18 protein-coding genes are annotated in these 18,592 nt (G+C 59.5%); 10 read left to right on the forward strand and 8 right to left on the reverse strand.

The window, feature by feature from the left end:
• Positions 1-306 precede the first annotated feature (306 nt).
• From AC2FIM_RS18680 to AC2FIM_RS18700, 5 genes are read left to right on the forward strand one after another with little or no spacing between them, the layout of a single operon-like run.
• Positions 307-957 carry a histidine phosphatase family protein gene (locus AC2FIM_RS18680; RefSeq protein WP_142640087.1) on the forward strand — a complete coding sequence of 217 codons (651 nt, stop codon included), beginning with the start codon at positions 307-309 and terminating at the stop codon, positions 955-957.
• Positions 958-978: 21 nt separating this feature from the next.
• The gene (locus AC2FIM_RS18685; RefSeq protein WP_282022368.1) at positions 979-1,593 is read left to right on the forward strand and encodes a glutathione S-transferase family protein; all 615 of its coding nucleotides are present in this window, start codon (positions 979-981) and stop codon (positions 1,591-1,593) included.
• Positions 1,594-1,608: 15 nt separating this feature from the next.
• Complete coding sequence (locus AC2FIM_RS18690; protein ID WP_282022369.1) at positions 1,609-2,655, forward strand: saccharopine dehydrogenase; 1,047 nt, start codon at positions 1,609-1,611, stop codon at positions 2,653-2,655.
• A gap of 12 nt (positions 2,656-2,667) precedes the next feature.
• Entirely contained in the window at positions 2,668-2,916 is a 249-nt protein-coding gene (locus AC2FIM_RS18695; RefSeq protein ID WP_142640081.1) for a SemiSWEET family sugar transporter, read from the forward strand.
• Positions 2,917-2,938: 22 nt separating this feature from the next.
• Positions 2,939-4,081, forward strand: a complete 1,143-nt coding sequence (locus AC2FIM_RS18700; RefSeq protein WP_142640079.1) for a saccharopine dehydrogenase family protein — start codon at positions 2,939-2,941, stop codon at positions 4,079-4,081.
• Between the two features lie 48 nt (positions 4,082-4,129).
• Here AC2FIM_RS18700 and AC2FIM_RS18705 read toward each other — a convergent pair whose 3' ends face one another.
• Positions 4,130-4,447: a DUF3775 domain-containing protein gene (locus tag AC2FIM_RS18705; RefSeq protein ID WP_142640076.1), complete on the reverse strand. Its 318-nt coding sequence runs from the start codon at positions 4,445-4,447 to the stop codon at positions 4,130-4,132.
• Between the two features lie 79 nt (positions 4,448-4,526).
• Complete coding sequence (locus AC2FIM_RS18710; protein ID WP_281973763.1) at positions 4,527-5,303, reverse strand: DUF1365 domain-containing protein; 777 nt, start codon at positions 5,301-5,303, stop codon at positions 4,527-4,529.
• 147 nt (positions 5,304-5,450) lie between these two features.
• Here AC2FIM_RS18710 and AC2FIM_RS18715 point away from each other — a divergent pair, with 147 nt between their 5' ends.
• Together AC2FIM_RS18715 and AC2FIM_RS18720 are read left to right on the forward strand one after the other, a co-directional pair.
• Positions 5,451-6,107: a sigma-70 family RNA polymerase sigma factor gene (locus AC2FIM_RS18715; protein ID WP_142640072.1), complete on the forward strand. Its 657-nt coding sequence runs from the start codon at positions 5,451-5,453 to the stop codon at positions 6,105-6,107.
• A 10-nt stretch (positions 6,108-6,117) separates the two neighbouring features.
• Positions 6,118-6,768, forward strand: coding sequence for a ChrR family anti-sigma-E factor (locus tag AC2FIM_RS18720; RefSeq protein ID WP_496708337.1), 651 nt, complete (start codon positions 6,118-6,120; stop codon positions 6,766-6,768).
• 60 nt (positions 6,769-6,828) lie between these two features.
• Here the strand turns inward: AC2FIM_RS18720 and AC2FIM_RS18725 are convergent, their stop codons facing one another.
• The 6 genes from AC2FIM_RS18725 to AC2FIM_RS18750 form a co-directional block, all read right to left on the reverse strand.
• The gene (locus AC2FIM_RS18725) at positions 6,829-8,058 is read right to left on the reverse strand and encodes a DNA recombination protein RmuC (protein WP_271952152.1); all 1,230 of its coding nucleotides are present in this window, start codon (positions 8,056-8,058) and stop codon (positions 6,829-6,831) included.
• Between the two features lie 52 nt (positions 8,059-8,110).
• Positions 8,111-9,961 carry a DNA mismatch repair endonuclease MutL gene (gene mutL / locus AC2FIM_RS18730; RefSeq protein WP_496708336.1) on the reverse strand — a complete coding sequence of 617 codons (1,851 nt, stop codon included), beginning with the start codon at positions 9,959-9,961 and terminating at the stop codon, positions 8,111-8,113.
• A gap of 282 nt (positions 9,962-10,243) precedes the next feature.
• Positions 10,244-11,173 carry a metal ABC transporter permease gene (locus AC2FIM_RS18735; protein ID WP_271952150.1) on the reverse strand — a complete coding sequence of 310 codons (930 nt, stop codon included), beginning with the start codon at positions 11,171-11,173 and terminating at the stop codon, positions 10,244-10,246.
• Positions 11,170-12,375, reverse strand: a complete 1,206-nt coding sequence (locus AC2FIM_RS18740) for a metal ABC transporter permease (RefSeq protein ID WP_271952148.1) — start codon at positions 12,373-12,375, stop codon at positions 11,170-11,172. Before AC2FIM_RS18740 ends, AC2FIM_RS18735 begins: the two co-directional genes overlap by 4 nt.
• A 3-nt stretch (positions 12,376-12,378) precedes the next feature.
• Positions 12,379-13,182: a metal ABC transporter ATP-binding protein gene (locus tag AC2FIM_RS18745; RefSeq protein ID WP_281996044.1), complete on the reverse strand. Its 804-nt coding sequence runs from the start codon at positions 13,180-13,182 to the stop codon at positions 12,379-12,381.
• A 3-nt stretch (positions 13,183-13,185) separates the two neighbouring features.
• Positions 13,186-14,139: a metal ABC transporter solute-binding protein, Zn/Mn family gene (locus AC2FIM_RS18750; RefSeq protein WP_271952144.1), complete on the reverse strand. Its 954-nt coding sequence runs from the start codon at positions 14,137-14,139 to the stop codon at positions 13,186-13,188.
• A gap of 198 nt (positions 14,140-14,337) precedes the next feature.
• Here AC2FIM_RS18750 and deoC point away from each other — a divergent pair, with 198 nt between their 5' ends.
• The 3 genes from deoC to AC2FIM_RS18765 all read left to right on the forward strand — a co-directional run bounded on the left by deoC (position 14,338) and on the right by AC2FIM_RS18765 (position 18,589).
• Positions 14,338-15,336, forward strand: coding sequence for a deoxyribose-phosphate aldolase (gene deoC, locus AC2FIM_RS18755; protein ID WP_271952143.1), 999 nt, complete (start codon positions 14,338-14,340; stop codon positions 15,334-15,336).
• An 11-nt stretch (positions 15,337-15,347) separates the two neighbouring features.
• Positions 15,348-17,681 (forward strand): aldehyde dehydrogenase family protein, encoded by a 2,334-nt coding sequence (locus AC2FIM_RS18760; RefSeq protein ID WP_496708335.1) that lies wholly within the window; start codon positions 15,348-15,350, stop codon positions 17,679-17,681.
• A 176-nt stretch (positions 17,682-17,857) separates the two neighbouring features.
• Positions 17,858-18,589 (forward strand): Crp/Fnr family transcriptional regulator, encoded by a 732-nt coding sequence (locus tag AC2FIM_RS18765; protein ID WP_281996041.1) that lies wholly within the window; start codon positions 17,858-17,860, stop codon positions 18,587-18,589.
• The last annotated feature ends 3 nt before the right edge of the window (positions 18,590-18,592 follow it).

The following is an 18,592-nucleotide window of genomic DNA, read 5'->3' on the forward strand; positions in this document are numbered from 1 at the left end:
CAGCCCGCAAAATCAACCAACTTCCCACCCAACTCAACATGCAAACCATGCAAAGGCGTGCGCCTAATATCCGTCATAAATAAATCCTTTCCCAAGCCAGTTTTCCGAGGTCATCGAATAGCTTGCAACGATGAATTTGCAGGACAGTCTGATATCACCAAGGTTCCTGTGGACGGTCTTGCGAGTCAACAACAATACCGCCCGGCCAGATTCGGGGGTGAGCGAGAATAATTTCCAAACCGCAACGAACGGCTCTGGCCCCGGACCTAGACCTGTCCTAAGACTTGCCACGCAAGAGGGACCGACATGTCACATATCACACTGGTGCGTCACGGGCAGGCCAATACCACCGCGCGCGACGAAAAGAACTATGACAAGCTCAGCGATCTGGGACATCAGCAGGCCCGCTGGCTGGGGGCGCATCTCCAGGACACACGCAGCCATTTTCCCCGGGTCTATTGCGGCACCCTGATCCGCCACGCCGAGACCACCGCCAGCATGGGGCTGACTGATCCGATCCGCGATCCGCGGCTGAACGAGATCGAGTATTTCACCATCGCGCAGCTGTTCGAGGAACAGCACGGAGTGAAAGTGCCCACTGATCGCGAAGGTTTTGTCGAGCATCTGCCCCGCACCTTTGCCGCCTGGGCCGATGGCGCCATCAAAAACACACCGGAAACCTTCGAGGAATTCGAAACCCGGGTGCGCGACGCGCTGACCGATATCGGAACCGAAGGCGGCCCTGCCATCGTTGTGACCTCGGGCGGGTTGATTTCGATGGTTGTCCGGCAGGCGATGGGGCTGGATATCCCGGCCATGGCGCGGGTGGCTCTTGCCATCATGAACACGTCAATGCACCGTTTATACCCGATAGGTACACAGCTCAGCCCGGTTCTGTTCAATGCCGTTCCGCATCTGGAAGCACCAGACCGGCAGTTTGCACAGACCCACCTGTAACCCCAAACCAGAGGCTTTGTGATGCAACTTTACTATGCCCCTCGCACGATTTCGGTCGCCGTTGCGATTGCACTGGAAGAGGCCGGGCTGGACTATGAGGCGATCCAACTGGACTTTGCCAGTGGTGAGCAAACCAAATCCGCCTACAAGCAGATCAACCCAAAAGGCCGGGTTCCGGCGCTGGTGGTAGACGGTGGGATTTTGACCGAAACCGGGGCACTTTTGGAGTTCATCGCAGCAATGGCTCCGAAGGCCGGGCTGGTGCCTGCGGACCCGATCATGGCCGCCCGGATGCGCGAGGTGATGTATTATCTTGCCTCGACCATGCATGTGAACCACGCCCATAAGCTGCGCGGCGCGCGGTGGGCCGACAAGAAATCCAGCTGGAAGGATATGACGGCAAAAGTCGCGCAGACCATGGCAGCGTCCTGCGACTATATCTGTTCGAACGGTCTGCGTGGATCGTTTGTGCTGGGCGAGGCGTTCTCGCTGGCCGATGCCTATTTGTATGTGGTTTGCAGTTGGTTGGAAGGCGACGGCGTCGACGTTGCAACCTATCCCAAGATCGTCGCCTTTCGTGAGGCGGCAGAGGCGCGCGCTTCGCTGAAAGCCGTACGTGCCGCCGGAATGCTCTGATAAAGGGGACAAAATATGACGCATCTATGGGTCCGGGCCGAACAGCGCCCGAACGAAGAACGGGTCGGGCTGACCCCTGAAGGCGCTTTGGCGCTGATCGCTGCTGGCATCCGCGTAACGGTCGAGGAAAGCCATGTTCGCGCCATCCCCATCGACGGTTACAAGGCTGCTGGCTGCGAGATCGCGCCCGAGAACTCCTGGCCAGATGCACCCAAGGACGCGATCATCTTTGGCCTCAAGGAACTGCCCGAGGATGGCACGCCCCTGCCCCACCGCCACATCATGTTCGGCCATGCCTATAAGGGTCAGCATTCCGGCCGGGCTCTGCTAGAACGGTTCAAGGCCGGGGGCGGAACGCTGTATGATCTGGAATATCTTGTCGAGGAAAACGGCCGCCGGGTCGCCGCCTTTGGCTATTGGGCCGGCTATGCCGGGGCGGCGGTGACACTCAAGACTTGGGCCGCGCAGCAGCGGGGCGCGGAATGCTCTCCGGTTGGTGTCTATCCCAGCAAGGACGCGTTGAATTCCGAGCTTCTGGCTGAACTAGATGCCATCGAGGCCAATAGACCAAGGGCCATCGTCATCGGTGCTCTTGGCCGCGTGGGTACCGGCGCCAGCGACCTTTGCACGGCGATGGGTGTCAGTGTCACCAAGTGGGACATGGCCGAAACCGCCAGCGGCGGGCCGTTCCCTGAAATCCTCGACCACGACCTGTTCCTGAACTGTATCTTCGCGCGCCCAGGCACGCCGGTTTTTGTCCCGCATGAGGCACTGGCCGCTGACCGCAAGCTGACCGCCATCGGCGATGTCGCCTGTGACCCCGACAGCGATTATAACCCCGTTCCGGTTTATGACCGAGCAACCACTTGGGACGCACCTGCCCTGCGCGTGGCGACCAATCCGGTTCTTGATGTAGTTGCAATCGACAATCTGCCGTCGATGCTACCGGTCGAAAGCTCGGAAGATTATGCAGCACAGCTTCTGCCTTCTCTGCTGACCCTGACCGACTTGAACAGCGGCGTCTGGGGCCGGGCCCGCGATACGTTCGACAACCATGTCTAGGAGTAGCCACGCATGGAACACCTGATCGGGGGCGCGGCTGCGGTGCTGGGCACTGTATGTTGGCTTCCTCAAACCCTAAAGACCTGGCGCTCCCGCGAGACCAAGGATCTGTCTATGCCGGCGAACCTGTTGATTCTGGCCACGTTGAGCCTGTGGCTGATTTACGGAGTGATGATTGCGGCATGGCCGCTGATATTGGGTAATGTGATATCGATCCTGCTTGTCAGCGCGATCGTGATTGCAAAACTGAGGTTTGGCTGAACAGCCGTAAAGGAGTTTTCACATGACGATTCACTGGTGTGGCACCGGCCTGTCGGCCATTCCCGGCTTACGCCGCCTGATCGAAGGCGGGCACAAGGTCACGGTCTGGAACCGGACAATCGAAAAGGCCAAGGCCGAAGTTGGTGACCTGACCAGCGATATCCGCGTTTTTGACATCGACGCCTTGGCGGCGGTGCTGGAACAGGGCGATGTCATCGTTTCGATGTTGCCCGGCGACTGGCACGTGCCCTTGGCCGAGCTTGCAATCGCGAAACAGGCGAATTTCGTCTCATCCTCCTATATCGCCCCCGAGATGCGCGCGTTGGACGAGGCGGCCCGCGAAGCCGGGGTGGCGCTGGTCAACGAGGTCGGGCTGGACCCGGGCATCGATCACCTGATGGCTCATGCACTGATCGACGACTATCGCGCTTCGGACGCGTTCGACCCGCAGAACCACTTGAGTTTCATCTCTTATTGCGGTGGCATCCCCAAGCATCCGAACCCGTTCCGGTACAAGTTCAGCTGGTCACCGCTGGGTGTGCTCAAGGCGTTGCGTTCACCATCGAAATCAATTCGCAATTATGCTCCGCTGGACGTGGCGCGCCCATGGGATGCGATTACCAGCTATATCGCACCCCTGCCCACACCCGAAAGCTTTGAGGTCTATCCGAACCGCGACTCGATCCCGTTCATGGCGCAGTACCATTTCGAGGATCACTGGCCGGTCAAGGAATTCGTCCGCGGTACGCTGCGTCTGAATGGCTGGGCCGATGCGTGGTCGGGTGTGTTTGCCGAAATCGAAACCCTGTCCGGCCCCGAAGGCGATGCACGCCTGAAGGAGATGTCGGACCAGTTCTGGGCCGACAACGCCTATGACGAGGGCGAGCCAGACCGTGTGGTTCTGTGTGTGGGCCTGAAGGCGGAAAAAGACGGCGTTCCGGTCTGGCACAAAACCTATGTGATGGATGCCTGGGGTGACGACCGCGGCACGGCAATGGCGCGGCTGGTCTCGGTCCCCGTTTCACTGGCTGTCGAAGCCGTCTTGAACCGCGCTATTCCGGCAGGCGTTCATGCGGCCCCCAATGATCCGAAACTGGTGCAGGGCTGGATGGCTGAAATCGACCGGCTGGCGCAGCACCTCGCGATCATTGACCATTCCAACTGAGATGACAGTCACGCCAATCAGGTGGCGTGACGGCAATAAAACTGGTGCCTACATCAGATCATTTTCCACGTCCTCGGCCGATACCCCTAGCGCATCCAGACCATTTTCCAGATGATCTGACATGTGCGGCGTTCCGATCAGGTAATCAGCACAGGGGGTTGAGGCTTCGGCCCTTGCGGTGGCGATGGCTTCGACCAGATCCTCGGCGAAGAAGCTTTCACGTCCGATCCACATGATAGCCACCAGTTCGGCCTGTTCGTCCTCGCTCATGTGATCAATGAACGCGCGCAACTCGCCCTCGGCCCGATTCAGCTCGCGCCCCATCAGCGCAACCTGAGCAACTTTTCTTGCTGAAATTTCCAACATGACCCGACTCCTGTGTTCGCGGCTTTCGAATGAAACAACCACTAGGCAGAGCCCGAGTCTTTGATCTTGAACAAACGCGTTAGCGCAGGCGCACACGCGAAACCGGCTGATCCGGCACCGGTGCGGTTCTGAACGGGCGAAAGGTGGCTTTTTTCACCCAAAGTTTAAGTGCTTGCCAGATGATCAGCGCAAAGGTCCGCCGCGCACCAAATGGGCGGCGCAGCAGCGACCAAAGGATCACCCGGTTGGTCAGCGGACGGCGTGTCCCGGTCAGGGTGGCGATCAATCCGCCCTCGGGGCGGGTATACTCGATCCAAACGCCAACACGTTCGGGGCGATAGTCGAAACGGAAGGTATAGCTGCCCTCGATCTTCTGGAAGGGCGAGACATGCAGCAGTTTGTCAGCCACCATCCTGTCGGTTGCCTTGATGGGTGAAAAGCCGGGATTGTGGCACAGATAGCTGTGGCGCGTGCCATAGGTATTGGTCACCTCGGCCACAACCGCATTGAGCGCACCCTGCCCATCGAAACAGAACCAGAAGCTGACCGGGTTGAACACATGCCCCAGAACCCGAGGCTGCGTCAGCAACATCAGGCGCGCCGGTTGCGCCACCTGCAACTGATCAAACCGCGCGCGCAGCCAGGCGGCACCGTCGCCCTGGCCCGGCTCACCCCCGTGATCCTGCGACCGCCAGTTGGCAAGATTGGCCCGGTTCACCGAAAATAGCGCCGGAGTGGTCAGATCGCGTTCAGGGTTCAGAAGAATGTAGTCGACCGAATAGCGGAAGGCGTTTTCGATCGCCCCCTTGCGCCCGTGAAAGGTATGGCCCGCAACATGATCAACGGTCTGTGTCATTCGATATGGTCCGACCCGCTTGTAACCGCCCGGAGGGGCGTGGTTTTCTGAAGGTTTCTGTTACTTAGAATACGGCATCCAGCCAGGATTGGATCAAAAATATCGCTTCAGAGTGATCCGGCTTGGGACACCAACCGTATTGTGGTTATGTTTACCGAGATAGACACCGTGACCTTGGACGAGCCGGCGGCTACACCCGCCGTCCTCAAGCCTTGGCGCACAAGAAAACGCATCAAGGGTAGACAGGTGAACGGAACACAAAGCAGTTGCGACACCAGGATTGAGTGGGTGGACCATGTCAGGCGCATTCGGGATGCGCAGGATCAGGCGGCTTTTGCCGAGCTGTTCCAGCATTTTGCGCCGCGGATCAAGGCGTTCCTGATGAAGTCGGGCTCGGACGCGACCATGTCCGAGGAATGTGCGCAAGAGGTGATGGCGACCTTGTGGCACAAGGCCCATCTGTTCGATCCGACCCGGGCAACGGTGGCCACATGGGTGTTCACCATCGCACGGAACAAACGCATCGACGCCCTGCGCAAGCAACGGCGCCCCGAACCGGAAGAACTGGGCTGGGGCCCCGAGTCCGAACCTGATCAGGACGACGTGATCGTCTTGCAACAAGAAACCGCGCAGCTGCGCACTGCCTTGAAGGCGTTGCCTGACGCGCAAAGAGACTTGATCGAAAAGGCCTATTTCGGAGACCTGAGTCACCGGGAAATTGCATCTCAGACTGGGTTGCCTCTGGGAACGATCAAATCAAGAATTAGGCTGGCGCTGGATCGCCTGCGCCACGCAATGAACTGAGACAGAGACGATGAGCAAACAGATTAAGCATCACCTGACGGAAGATCTGCTGATGGCATATGCCGCCGGCAGCCTGCCCGAAGCGTTCGATCTGATGGTCGCGACCCATCTGTCGCTGTGTGACCATTGCCGCGCGCAGGCTGAAAGCTTTGATGCGGTTGGCGGACAGATACTGGACGAGCTGCCCTATCCTGCCCAAATGCGCGACAGCGCGCTGGCTGCGACGATGGCGCTGATCGCCCAAGGCGCACCGACCCCCAAGCCCGTGAACAAGGGCTGCGCCGTCCTACCTGCCCCCCTGCAGGACTACGTCGGCGGCACTGTCAATGACATCCGATGGCGGCCCATCGGAATGGGCGTCAGACAAGCTATCTTGCCGACGAGCGGCGACGCTTCGGCACGTCTGCTGTTCATTCCGGCCGGAACCGCAGTTCCGGATCACAGCCATAACGGTATGGAATTGACCATGGTTCTGCAGGGTGCGTTTTCGGATGAAGTTGATCACTTTGCACGCGGCGATGTCGAGATTGCCGATGAAGATCTGCATCACACCCCGACCGCAGACATTACCGCAGATTGCATCTGTCTGGCCGTTACCGACGCGCCGCTAAAATTCACCAAGCTCATGCCCCGCTTGTTCCAGCCCTTCCTGCGTATCTGATCTCTGGGACCTGACGCGGTGCGCTGGCCAAATCCGGCCAATGTCGCATCGAACGGCTTGTCAGATTTCGTGCCGCGCCAGCGGTACAACGCCCGGCGTGTCGTCAGGTGCGATCTCTTCGAAATCGAAATTGTCCAGCCGCTGCGCCCGGCGCCCGGCTTTTTCAGCGCTGATCTTGATTTCCGAGATATCCTTGGCCGCCTGCCCGAAATGACGATCCAGATTGGAAACCCGATCGCCCAGGCGATCTACATCCTTGTGCAGCAGACCCAGCTCTTTGCGGATAGCACCCGCCTGTTCCCGCATCCTTGCGTCCTTCAGGATCGCGCGCATCGTGTTCAGCGTTGCCATGCAGGTGGTGGGCGAGACGATCCAAACGCGTTTGGTAAAGCTCTCCTGCACCAATTCGGGAAACTTGGCGTGCAACTCGGCATAAACCGCTTCGGAAGGTAGGAACATCAACGCGCCATCGGCGGTTTCCCCGTCCAGAATGTATTTCTCGGAGATGTCGTTGATATGCTTGCGCACAGTTGTTCGGAACATCTGCACGGCTGCCTTCAGTTCCATATCATTGGTCGATCCGATCAGCGCCTCATAGGCCTCCAACGGGAATTTGCTGTCGATCACAATGGGGCCTGGTGGGTTGGGCAGGTGGATCAGGCAATCCGCCCTACGCCCGTTCGACAAGGTCGCCTGCAGCTTGAAACTGTCCGAGGGCAATGCCTTGGAGACGATATCGTTCAACTGAATCTCTCCGAACGCACCGCGCGTCTGTTTGTTCGACAGAATATCCTGAAGCGACAGCACATCGCCCGACAGTTTGGTGATGTTATCCTGCGCCTTGTCGATGGCCGCCAGACGCTCCTGCAGCTGGGTCAGTGACGTCGCCGTCTGTTTCGACGAGCCGTGCAGTGATTCCTTCATCCGCTCCTGCATCTCGGCCAGCGCACGTGCGGATTTCATCGCGTTATCTGCCAGCCGATCGTTCATCTGCTGCTGCACCGAAGACAGGCGGGATTCAACCGTCTGGATCACCTGCAGCTGCGCATTGGCCTGCGTGTCCGAGACATGCTGCAGTCCACCGCGCAGCTGCTCTTGTCCTTGTCCCAACTGCTGAACATGTTGACCCAAATGCGCCATTTGCCGCGACAGTGGCTCGGCCATCCTGGCTGACCGGTTGGCCGCTCGCAAAGACAGGAACAGCAGCAACAGGATCAATGCCACCACCCCGCCAACGATCAGGATCACGGGGTTGTTCAATGCAAATTGGGTTCCTGCAATCTCGATCATATCGCCTCGGGTGTTCTTGCTTTATTCTTCATAGCCCGCGCACCCCGCGGGATCAACTGCGTCCGAACAATCGTTCGATATCGGCCAGTTTCAGTTCCACGTAGGTTGGCCGCCCGTGGTTGCATTGGCCGGAATGAGGCGTTGCCTCCATCTCGCGCAGCAGGGCATTCATTTCCTCGGCCCGCATTCGGCGGCCCGAGCGGATCGAACCGTGACAGGCGACACGGCTGAGGATCGCCTCAATCCGCGCCTGCACCATCTGGCTTTCACCCTGATCGGACAGCTCATCCAGAATATCCAGAATCATTGCGCGGGCGTTGACCTCACCCAGAATGGCCGGGGTTTCACGCACGGCAACCGCACCGCCGCCGAAGGGCTCGAGCGTCAGGCCAAAGCGCGAAAGGTCATCTGCCACCGCCATAAGTCGCGCGCAGTCGCCTTCAGACAACTCTACGATCTCGGGGATCAGCAGCGCCTGCGCCGCCACGCCGTTCGCCGCCATCTGGGCTTTCAGCTTTTCATAGACCAACCGCTCATGCGCGGCGTGCTGATCGACAATCACCATACCATCAGCGGTCTGGGCGATAATGTAGTTTTCATGCACCTGCCCGCGTGCAGCCCCCAAAGGCAGGTCTTCTACCGGCGCCTCGGAAACAGATTCCGCGACCGGCTCGACCACGCTGCCGCTGTAATCGCAGGTCAGTTCAGCAAAGCCCGGTGCCTGCGCCTGATAGGCCATCTGGCGCGCGGCGGATGAAGGGCGATCCATCTGGTAGACCCGCGCCGGAATGGGTTGCGGTGTTTCAGGCCGCATCGCGCCGAGGGTCGCGTTCGCTACGGTTGAAGACGCCCTATGCCCGGCCTCTGCCAGTGCGTGCCGCAGGGCCGAGACGATCAGCCCGCGCGCCACGCCAGGGTCGCGGAACCGCACTTCGGATTTGGCAGGGTGCACGTTCACATCCACCAGCGTCGGATCACAGTCGATGAACAGAGCCGCCGCCGGATGCCGATCACGGCTGAGAAAGTCGAAATAGGCCGCCCGCAATGCACCGGTCAGCATCTTGTCACGCACAGGCCGTCCATTGACGAACAGGTACTGCGCCACCGCTGCGCCCCGAGAATAAGTCGGCAGGGCGGCATAGCCATACAGCCGGATACCCTCACGCGTGGCGTCGATTTGCAACGCGTTCTCGGCAAACTCGCGCCCGATCACGCGGGCCAGTCGGGCATGCAACGCGTTAAACAGATCACCATTCTCGCGGTCAGCCCGGAAGGTAACGCGCCCCTCGCCGCCGCCCGAGACATCGCGCAGGGTAAAGGTGACCGAGGGCTCGGCCATGGCCAGACGTTTGACCGTATCGGCGATGGCCTGTGTCTCGGCGCGGTCGGTACGCATGAATTTCAGACGCGCAGGCGTGGCAAAGAACAGATCGCGCAACTCGACCACGGTACCCGCACGCAGAGCCGCGGGTTTCACCGCGGACATTGTGCCACCAGCGACCTGAATCTGCGCGGCATCCGCCCCCGGAACACGACTGGTTATGGTCAAACGCCCGACCGCGCCCAGCGACGGCAACGCCTCACCGCGAAAGCCGAAAGTATGAATGTTCAGCAGATCCGACCCGTCGATTTTCGAGGTTGCGTGGCGGGACAAAGCCAACGGCAAGTCCGCCGTCGCAATACCACAGCCGTCATCGGTGACGCGAATCAGCGTCTTGCCCCCATCGGCGATCTCTATCGCAACCCGCGTGGCACCTGCATCAATGGCGTTCTCGATCAATTCCTTGACCGCAGAGGCCGGTCGCTCGACCACTTCGCCGGCTGCGATCCGGTTGATTGCAGCATCGTCCAACTGCCGAATTACCGGTCGAAACTCGTTGATATTGGGGTTTGCCTGCTCCATACCCCTAGACCTAGCACATGCGCACACGATTCTGCCACCGCTATGGTATTCAGATTTAGTGCAAGAAGGGGGCGTTCGGACAATCGCGCCATGTCGGCCTGCAAGGCGACGACCTTGATCACGATTGCCCGAACAAGCCGGGGTGAGTGGTGGTCAGTTGCTTAACAATACAACAACCTTAGCACGATCTGCAGATTAAGGCTCATTAACTCTGGCCGTGCTGTTCGCGTTGGCAAAGTTCAGCCGAAATACGGCATCAGCCAACAGCAGGAATATGCCGGATCAAACAGTGCCTGGAGCACCCGCGCGGGTCCGGCAGGGGCCGAAAACAGCCGCAAGCGCCAGAATCACACCAGATACCGTTGCGATCATTCCGGCGGCACTCACGGCATCGCGGGCACCCAGCCATAATGGGCCATAACCCGCCAGAACATAGCCCATCACCGCCGAAACCACGGCAAATACAACGCTCCATGCGATTTGAGATTCCAATCGGTTGGTCATCAACCGCGCCGCAGCCGGGGGGCAGATGAACATGGCAATCACGATGATCGAGCCAACCGCGTCGAAGGATGCGACGGCAGCTATCGCCGCTGTGATCACCAGCGCAAACCCCAAAGGACCGGTCCGAATACCAATCGTGCTGGCAAAACCCTCGTCAAAGGTCGAAATCTTCAATGGTCGCCAGAATATCCAGGTAAACAGGGAAACCCCTGCAAGTGTCAGCGCGATACGCGGCAATTCCGGGGGCAACCCTGCAAGCGCTGCCGGGTTCCACAGCGAGACCCATCCCGTTGCGTCCAGCCAGATCAGACTTTCGAGATTGCCATACAGCGCGTGTTCCACATCCAGATGCACGGTCGAGGTGTCCGTCTGCTCCAACAAAAGAACACCCGCCGCAAACAGGGTAGTAAAGACCACGCCCATTGCCGCGCCGGGTTCGATCTGACCCAACCTGCGGATCGCCTCGATCATCACAACGGCAACCACGGCAGCACCCGCCGCGCCCAGCATCATCGGCCAGGTCGAGATCGCGCCGGTCAGCAGAAAGGCCACCACGATGCCCGGCAACACTACATGGCTGATGGCATCCCCGATCAGCGCCTGTTTGCGCAGAACCAGAAAGTTCCCCGGAAGGGCGCAGGCGATAGCGGCAAATGTCCCGATCAGCAGCGGTGTCAGTGACAGGGGAACGAATTCTTCGCCGCTCATGGTGCTATCCCCTGCGGGCCGCCGATCTGGCGGTCGATCTCGGTAATCTGGTCGCGGGTCAGCACGGTTTCGATATCGCGCAGCCCGTCATAAAGCGCCGCCGTTGCTTCGTGGGCCTGGTCCATGCGAACGACCTCCCACCGCTTTTCGTCGCGCAGGGCTTTGGCGGCGCGGGCCTTGCCAGCCTCGGTTGCCACGCCGTCGGGGCGTGCCAACCCGGCCCGGCGCAACAAACGCAGGGTCAGCGGCTCATAGATTTTCTGCCCTTGTGCCAACGCGAGCAAGCCCTGCCGGATATGAACCCGACGCTGGAATTGCAGGTGCCGCAACACCGCCGCCAGAACACCGCGAACCGGCGCCAACAGCAACGACAGGACAAACACGGCAAAACTGACAAGAACAATAAGCGGACCCGTCGGCAGATTGGGAGCCGCCGCCGACAGCGCCGCACCGATATAACCCGAGACGCCCCCGATCAGACCCGCCAGCAACACTACTCTTTCGGACCGCTCAGTCCAAAACCGGGCTGTCACCGGCGGAATGATCAAAAGCGCAACGATCAGGATCAACCCGACAACTTTCAGGCCAACCACTGTGACGGCCATAACCAGACCCATCATTGCAAGGTCGATGCGATGCACCGGCAGGCCCCTGGCTGCGGCAAATTCAGGATCAAAGGCAACGATCGTCATTGGACGGCGGATAATCATGACAAGCGCCAGCGTTGCCGCGCCTCCGATCGCAATGATCATCGCATCTGTCCAAAGCATTCCTGCGGTCGAGCCCAGCAGAAACCCTTCGAGCCCCGCCTGTCGGCCCACACCCATGGTCTGGATCACCGTCAGCAGCACAATGCCGAAACCAAAGAATACAGATAGGACCGCTCCGATCGCGGCATCCTCGGCCAGCCGCGTGTGCCGCGTCAGCCAGTTCATACACAAAAGGCCGATCCAAGCGGATATTGCCGACCCGACGAGCAGGCCGATCAGGTTTCTGCCGTCCCCACCGAGGGCCACAAGCACCATAAAGGCCAGACACACACCCGGCAATGTCGCATGGCTGATCGCATCGCTGACCAGTGCACGTTTGCGCAAGAACAGAAATGTGCCGGTCACCCCGGCGGAAATGCCCAGCAGGCTTGCGCCGATTGCGACAAGCGTGGCGTTATAGCCAAGCTGAAGGGTCAGAGCATCCCAATGCATGACTCACCCCAGCGCGCGTGAGATCTGGTCGATCTGCGCCGTAGCCAGACGGCCGCCATAGGCAGATTGCAATGTCTTGGCCGTAAAAGCCTCGGCCACGGGCCCCTCGGCGACTTTGCGCGTGTTGATCAGGAAAACATGGTCGAAATAGTCGGTGACGGTCGCCAGGTCATGATGCACCGCAACCACGGTCTTGCCCGCCTCTTTCAGGGATTTCAGGACCGAAATGATGGCCTTTTCCGTTGCCGCATCAACCCCGGCAAAAGGTTCGTCCAGCAGATACAGATCGGCGGCCTGCGCCAAGGCGCGCGCCAGAAAGACCCTCTGCTGCTGGCCGCCTGATAACTGGCCGATCTGCCGGTCGGCAAAGTCACGCATCCCTACACGGTGCAGACAATCCATCGCCCGCGCCTTATGCCGGGCGCGCACCCGTCCCAACAGCCCCAGCTCGCGCGACAAGCCCATCAGAACCACGTCAATCACGCGCGTCGGGAAGTCCCAGTCCACGCTGGCCCGTTGCGGTACATATGCAATCCGGGACCGCTGCCGGTCCAGCCGATCACCATACACTGTCACCTGCCCGGACAGGGGTGACACAATCCCCAACGCAGCCTTCAACAGGGTCGATTTACCAGCACCGTTTGGCCCGATGATCGCTGTCATGGCACCCGGTTGCACGGTCATATCAACCGAGAAAACTGCCGGCTTCTGCCCGTACGAGACGGTCAGGCCACGAATGGCCAGCGGGCTTTTTCCAATGTCGTTTTCCGGAAGGGGGATGCCCTGATGTGCCGCCAGTTCCAGCATCTCTTAAAACCCCGCCGACAGATTGCCGCTCATGCCAGTTTTGGGAATATCAGCCCCCAGAGCGCCTGCGATTACTGTGATATTGTGATCCAGCATCCCGATGTAGGTACCCTCATAGGTGCCGGGCTCGCCCATCGCGTCCGAATAAAGCTGTCCACCGACTTCGACCTGATGTCCCCTGGCCGCTGCGCCCTCGATCAGCGCACGCATCGACCGATCCGAGACCGAGCTTTCCACGAAAACTGCCGTCAGTTGCCGGTCAACCAGCGTATCGACCAATTCGCTAATCCGGTTCAGTCCCGCCTCGGATTGGGTTGAAATACCCTGAATTCCAAGCACATCGTACCCGTATTCAGCACCGAAATACCCAAAGGCATCATGTGCCGTCACCAGAACACGGTTGTTTTCCGGGACCGCTGCAAGCACTTGCTTGCCATAAGTCTCCAGTTCCGCGATCTGTGCAAGAAAGGCCTCTGCGTTTGCCGCAAAGGTGTCCGCGGCCTCGGGGCGCGCTTGTGTCAGGGCTTTTTGCACCTCGACCACGACATCGCGCCACAGGGCCGGGCTCATCCAAAGATGGGGATCGTATTTGTCAGCATAATTGTCATGCGCGTGCAGCTTTGACTTATCAACGCCTTCGGCTACCGCAACGACCATGCGTTTACGCCCTAGGTCATGGAAGAACTCTTCCATCTGCGCCTCAAGATACAGACCATGCCACAGGATCAGATCGGACCTGGTCATAGCGACGATATCACTGCGGGTCTGACGATAGGCATGCGGGTCGACGCCGGGGCCCATAAGGCCCTTCACCTCGACCTGATCACCTCCGACCTGACGGGCGGCATCGGCAATCATACCGGTCGTGGCCACCACTTTCAGCGGCGCATCGGCCCAGGCCGAGAATGGGAATACAGCGGCGAATGCCAGCGCTGCAAGGAAACTACGACGAATCATATCAGACCCCGGAAATGGTATCTTGCTAAGATGAATATGAGAACCGCTCGCAACTAAGTCAATGCTATTGAGAATTATTCGCAAGAAAACGCCTATTTTGTCCATTTGGTCAAAAAATTTACCCTTCCAATGCCGGATGGCCTTCCATTTGCATCTTACCCGTGCGAATTTGATACAAACCTCCCAAAGGATGTGAAAATGGAAACGCAGAGCTCAGAAAGCCCCGTGCGCACCGCGCATCTGCCGCAAGTGACCGAGCCCCGGAACCCTGGAATGGAGCTTGATCTGGATTGGGTGCGGGCCGTACAGGTCAACACCTCGGCCGTTGAGCGCCGCGCAGCCACCCTGCCGGGTCGGCGCTCGGTGAAAAAGGACTACCAGGCGGCGTGGCTGCTCAAGGCGATCACCCTGATCGACCTGACCACCCTATCGGGAGACGATACCGTCGGCCGTGTCCGGCGCCTGTGCGCCAAAGCGCGGCAACCCGTGGCTTCTGCAACACTTCAGACGTTGGACATGCCACCGATCACCACCGGCGCGGTCTGTGTCTATCACGACATGATCGAAACCGCTGTGGATGCGCTGAAGGGCACCGGGATTCCGGTGGCCGCCGTATCGACCGGATTCCCTGCAGGCTTGTCCCCGTTCCACCTGCGCGTGGCCGAGATCGAAGAAAGCGTCAAAGCCGGAGCCGAGGAAATCGACATCGTAATCTCTCGGCGTCATGTGCTGTCGGGCGACTGGCAGGCCTTGTATGACGAGATGAAAGCGTTCCGCGTGGCTTGTGGCGACGCGCATGTCAAAGCCATCCTTGCAACCGGCGAACTGGGCAGCCTACGCAACGTGGCGCGCGCCTCGCTGGTCTGCATGATGGCGGGGGCGGATTTCATCAAGACTTCGACCGGTAAGGAAAGCGTCAACGCCACGCTGCCCGTGTCGCTGGTGATGATCCGGGCGATCCGCGATTACTATGACCGCACCGGGTATCGTGTCGGATATAAACCCGCAGGCGGGATTTCCAAAGCCAAGGACGCACTAGTTTACCTGTCGCTGATCAAGGATGAGCTGGGCGACCGTTGGCTGGAGCCGGACCTGTTTCGCTTTGGCGCGTCGTCGCTGTTGGGCGATATCGAACGGCAGCTAGAACATTTCGTAACGGGTGCTTATTCCGCCGGTTACAGGCACTCGATGGGCTGAGGACGAAAACAATGACAGTCAAAGAGATTTTCGAGACCATGGATTACGGCCCTGCCCCCGAAAGCTCAGCCGAAGCGCTGGCCTGGCTGGTCGATCAGGGTGACAAATTTGGTCACTATATCGACGGGGCCTTCACCAAACCGGGCAAGGGGTTCGACAGCCGCAACCCGGCGACCGGAGAGGTTTTGGCCAAGCTGACCCAGGCCAAGCAAGCCGATGTCGACGCCGCCGTATCCGCCGCCCGCAAGGCGCAGCCAAAATGGGAGAAGATGGGCGGTGCGGGTCGTGCGCGCTACCTCTATTCCATCGCGCGCCTGCTGCAGAAGCACTCGCGCCTGTTTGCAGTGCTGGAAAGCTTGGATAACGGCAAGCCGATCCGTGAATCGCGCGACATCGACATCCCTCTGGTACAGCGTCACTTTTACTACCACGCCGGCATGGCGCAGTTGATGGAAAGCGAACTACCCAACGCTGAAGCGCTGGGAGTGTGTGGACAAATCGTTCCTTGGAACTTCCCGCTGCTGATGCTGGCTTGGAAGATTGCTCCGGCGCTGGCCATGGGTAACACGGTCGTTCTGAAACCTGCCGAATATACCTCTCTGACCGCGCTGCTGTTTGCCGATATCTGCTCACAGGCCGGGCTGCCCAAGGGTGTGGTCAACATCGTCACGGGCGATGGCGCGGTGGGTGAGATGATCGTGGCCTCGGACGTGGACAAGATCGCCTTTACCGGCTCAACCGCAGTGGGGCGGCGCATCCGTGAGGCGACCGCCGGTTCGGGTAAGGCGCTGACTTTGGAGTTGGGCGGCAAGTCCGCCTATATCGTCTTTGACGACGCCGATATCGATTCCGCCATCGAAGGGCTGGTCGACGCGATCTGGTTCAATCAGGGTCAGGTTTGTTGCGCGGGTTCGCGTCTGTTGGTTCAGGAAGGCATCGCCGATCGGTTCCACGAGAAACTGCGCGCCCGAATGGACACTCTGCGCATCGGTGATCCATTGGACAAATGCATCGACGTGGGTGCTGTGGTCGACCCGGTCCAGTTGCAGACCATCAAGAGCATGGTCGACAGCAACACCGCGGGTCACGTTTATCAGGCGGCTGGCGCGCTGCCCGAAAATGGCTGTTTCTACCCGCCAACGCTGATCTCGGGCCTCGAAACCTCCGATCAACTGATGCAGGAGGAAATTTTCGGTCCGGTGCTGGTGTCCTCGACCTTCCGTACTCCGGAAGAGGCGGTTGAGCTGGCCAACAACACCCGTTACGGGCTGGCGGCGACGGTATGGACCGAGAACGTGAACCTTGCACTGGATATCGCACCGAAGCTGGTCGCGGGCGTTGTCTGGGTGAATGCCACCAATCTGTTCGATGCCGCAGCCGGGTTCGGCGGTGTGCGCGAAAGCGGCTTTGGCCGCGAAGGTGGCTGGGAAGGTCTGACCGCTTACACCAAGCCCAAAGGCAAAGGCAAACCATTGGCCAAGGCCGAGGCCGCGATGGGCGAAGGTGCCCCGGTCGATCCGATTGACCGTACTGCTAAAATGTATGTAGGCGGCAAACAGGCCCGTCCTGACAGCGGATATTCGAAACCCGTCTGGGGCAAGTCTGGACTGCTGGGCCATGTGGGTCTGGCCAACCGCAAAGACGTCCGCAACGCGGTCGAGGCCGCAGCGGGGGCCAAGGGTTGGTCCAAGACCACCGGCCATCTGCGGGCACAGATCCTGTATTACATCGGCGAAAACCTCTCGGCCCGCGCGGGTGAATTCGCTGCGCGCCTTGATGCCATGACCGGAAGGAAAGACGGTGCGAAAGAGGTCGAAGCCGCGATCCAGCGCCTGTTCACCGCCGCTGCCTGGGCCGACAAGTATGACGGCCAGGTGCACGGCGTTCCGATCCGGGGCGTGGCCATTGCCATGAAAGAACCTGTCGGCGTGATCGGCGCGCTCTGTGCTGACGAGGCGCCGCTGCTGGGTCTGGTCTCGGCCATGGCGCCTGCGGTTGCGATGGGCAACCGGGTGGTTCTTGCGGCAAGCGAGCCTTACCCGCTGGCGGCGACGGATTTCTACCAAATCCTCGAAACCTCGGACGTGCCCGCTGGCGTGGTCAACATCCTGACTGGCAGCCACACGGAACTGGCGAAGCCGCTGGCTTCGCATCTGAATGTGGATGCGATCTGGTCATTCTCGTCTACCGATCTGTCGGCCGAGATCGAGCGGGCTTCGGCCGGGAACCTGAAACGGAGTTGGGTTAATAACGCCATGGCAACCGACTGGCACGAGGATCAGACTCGCCGCTTCCTGCAGGCTGCGACCGAGGTTAAAAACATCTGGGTGCCCTACGGCGAGTAGGGCCCCAGCCCTGGAAAACCCAGGGTGCAAACAGTTTGTTCGGGTACAGATGGCGCGCTGCTGCATAGAGTGATCATTGAATGAACATAACGATGATTAACATGTGACATTGTTCATATACAGCGCCGCCACTATCCCTCAGCTTGGACCCAGTCTTAACAAGGTTGGATCGGTCCATGCTGAGTTTTCCATACGAGTTTCCTGAACTGGTACAGGTCGCCACGATGATCGGCGTCTTTGGCGCGGGCCTCTACATCACCAGCTACTTTCTGCTGCAGATGGGGATCATCCGGGGCAACGGCAGCCTCTACCCCCTGCTTGTGATCGCCGCAGCCGGATGTGTTCTGTTCAGCATGTCGGAAGAATTCAACCTCGCGGGCTCGATCATTCAGCTGGCCTATATCTCGATCTCGATCCTGGGCCTGCTGCGCGGGTTTCTGTCCCGGCATCTGCTTCGGTTTTCAGATGACGAACGTCAGTTCATTGCCCTGCACCTTGAATCGCTGAAACCCCACCAAGCCCGGAAACTGTTGAACACCGCCGCCGTCAAGACCTATGAAAACGGTGACATCCTGATCGAAGAAGGCAAGACAACCGACTTTTTGGGCTTTGTCTTAAAGGGGCGGACCACGATCCTGAAAAACGGCCGGGTCATCAACCAATGTGGAGAAGATGAGATTTTGGGAGAGCTGACCTTTGGCCTTGGGCTGCCTGCCACAGCCACGGTAATAGCCACCGAACCCACCAAATGCCTGGTCTTCGACAATATCAGCCTGATGCGCTTGCTGCGGCGGAGCCGCCATATCGACGATGCATTGAAAGCAGCGCATTTCCGACATACACGGCAAAAGCTGTTGAACAGCAACAAGCACACGCTGCAGGCCCAGAGAAGACCTGCAGCGGCCTAAGGG

The sequence above is a fragment of the Ruegeria sp. CDSC052 genome (assembly GCF_059610685.1).